The following is a 1,773-nucleotide window of genomic DNA, read 5'->3' as shown; positions in this document are numbered from 1 at the left end:
CCGGGCGCTTGTCGAATGCCCACTGCAAAGGAGATTTCGATGTATGACCAAGCCAAGCTTTCCGAGTTGATCCAGTTCGCACGAGTCGATGCGGGATCCACCGTCATCGACGTCTACCCAGGGGATGGCGACTGGACCCGTCTCTTCTCCGACATCGTGGGACCCGCAGGACGGGTCTTCAGCTTTGTGCCGGCCGAAGTCGCCCACTTCAAGAACGATCCGGTCGGCCGGATGCGAACGCTTGCGACGGAGCCGGGCCGAGAGAACGTGGAAGCCGTTTCGGCGGACCTCGTGGCGATGTCGGAGGTCACGCAACAAGCGGATGTTCTTTGGATGCATCTGTTCTATCACGATCTCCACACCGCGCTGATGCAGGCCAAGGGCGCGACGGCGGCCCACTTCAATCGAGCTGTCCACGAGCGACTGAAGCCCGGCGGGTACTACGTCATCGTGGACCACGCCGCCGCCGCCGGGCTGGGCACGAGCGACGCGCAGTCGCTGCACCGGATCGAGCCTGCGGCCGTTCGCGAGGAGGTGGAGGAGGCCGGCTTCGTACTGGACGCGCAAAGCCTCCATGCTCGCCAGAAGTGACGATCCGCACTCGATCAAGGTGTTCGATCCTTCGATCAAGGGCGAGACGGATCGTTTCGCCTATCGGTTCGTGAAGCGCTGACACGAGAAACGGATCGTGGCCTCCCCACGATTGAAGCCAGAGTGTCCGGCGGCAAGGATGGTGTCGATCAAGTAGCCGGCAGGCTGCGCCGCCGAGTACGCCGCCTGGCTGCGGGAACTGCTGAAGTGATCCGCATCGATGCAGTGTGGCTGAGGCGCTCCTGTTCTTTGAGTTCGTCAGTCGCTTTGCGGAGCCTGATCAGTTATCGATGGCTGACCAAGCCGAAGCCAGGGCTCTTTGGAACCTTTGCAGCCTGCTCGAAAAGCAGCTGTCCGAGCCCTTCTCCGCAGAGTATTCGGATCTGCCTGCGCAGGCGCGAGATCGTCATCCGTGATGAAGACACGGAGGCGACTGGCTCTTGACGGCCACTTGCGGACGGTCGCGACTGACGGCTTTCATGCGGTGCAGTCACCTCTCTCCTCATTCCACCGCGGGCACTCATGACCGCGCACCAGCGAGGCAGAATGAGTGATGCACTTCAGCAAAGTCGGCCCCTTCTTGTCGGCCAGTCGGATCACAGGCCCGAAGCACAACATCCTGCAGCTTGAGATCGGCAGCGGCGATGGCATGCGCACTGCAGTTGAAAGGCTTGGCGATGCTGGCGCAACTTCGCTGTCGGAAGACGGCGTGGTGTCCGCGGTGATGGAAGGACTGGCCGCTGCGAACGAGCGCTTTCAACAAAATTGGACGATCATGCGCCTGCGCTACGCTCCGGCAGACAGTGGACCGGAAGCGACCTACTCGCACCTGGCGTTTTCTATCCTCGCCAATCTTGCAGCGGGCAGGTATGAAGGAGTTGCATCCGCGTCATCGAGCCGCAGCGGGTCAACAACATAACTCGAAAGGCTGTAGCCGGCCATGAGCTGCCGGTCAATGATGACCGTTCTTGCTTGGACTATCGTTGGATGACATGAAAGTTCATCGAATACTCGGTCGGATATTCCTGCTGCTATGGGTGGCGGCCTGCCTTGCGGTGTTGGTCTTCTCATTCGCGCAGCGCGACGTCCACGACATGCCGGTTGCCGCGTTCTGGCTCATGGTCTTCCTGTCGTTTCCTTCTGGGCTTTTCGCTGTTGGGTTCTCTGGCTATGCCACCAGCG

4 protein-coding genes are annotated in these 1,773 nt (G+C 60.8%); all 4 read left to right on the top strand.

Annotated elements, in window-relative coordinates:
• Nucleotides 1–39: 39 nt before the first annotated feature.
• The gene (locus AC1D15_RS30290; protein WP_477828942.1) at nucleotides 40–591 is read left to right on the top strand and encodes a class I SAM-dependent methyltransferase; all 552 of its coding nucleotides are present in this window, start codon (nucleotides 40–42) and stop codon (nucleotides 589–591) included.
• 227 nt (nucleotides 592–818) lie between these two features.
• A complete protein-coding gene (locus tag AC1D15_RS30285) occupies nucleotides 819–1,007 on the top strand; it encodes a hypothetical protein (RefSeq protein WP_477828941.1) in 189 nt (62 codons plus the stop codon).
• 137 nt (nucleotides 1,008–1,144) lie between these two features.
• The gene (locus AC1D15_RS30280; protein WP_477828940.1) at nucleotides 1,145–1,510 is read left to right on the top strand and encodes a hypothetical protein; all 366 of its coding nucleotides are present in this window, start codon (nucleotides 1,145–1,147) and stop codon (nucleotides 1,508–1,510) included.
• A gap of 73 nt (nucleotides 1,511–1,583) precedes the next feature.
• Nucleotides 1,584–1,773 (top strand): hypothetical protein (locus AC1D15_RS30275; RefSeq protein WP_489739965.1); only part of this gene is annotated, 190 nt, incomplete at its 3' end.

Source organism: Rhizobacter sp. P2_H2 (assembly GCF_056403375.1).
The sequence above is the reverse complement of the archived record's forward strand: the minus strand, read 5'-3'. Positions and strand labels throughout refer to the sequence as shown.